This window comes from Dyella sp. 01L423 (genome assembly GCF_056399945.1).
In genome coordinates this window covers 1-366 of sequence record NZ_JBFTSI010000066.1, presented here as the reverse complement: position 1 = coordinate 366, position 366 = coordinate 1, and the positions used below count along the sequence as shown (strand labels likewise).

Here is a 366-nt window from a genome sequence, read left to right as displayed (position 1 = left end):
GAACGCCACCTGCCAGTTCACCACGCCGGCCGAGCAGGCCGCGACGGTCAAGTCCTGGCTGGCCGGCTCCGAAGCCGCCGGCTGCGACGTCGGGCAAGTCCGCCTGATGGGCCAGAACGCCAACGGCCGCTTTGTCGAAATGACCTGCGCCGGCGGCGACGGCGCAATCGTCCGCTTCAACGCCGAGCATGCCGTGCAGCAGGTCTATCCCTGCGCCACGGCCCAACAGATCGGCGGCGGCTGCAAGCTGACGACCACGCCTCCGGCCGCTGCGCCCCAAGCGTAAGAGACGCCTCATCTTCGAACGAACGAAACGCCGCCGGAGCGATCCGGCGGCGTCTTTGTTTTCGCCGCCCCCTTCCCGGT

Annotated in this window: 1 protein-coding gene; it reads left to right on the top strand. The window is 69.1% G+C overall.

Annotated elements, in window-relative coordinates:
- A partial coding sequence (locus AC1DMY_RS21090) for a hypothetical protein (protein ID WP_477166792.1) occupies window positions 1-286 on the top strand: 286 nt, incomplete at its 5' end.
- Window positions 287-366 lie beyond the last annotated feature (80 nt).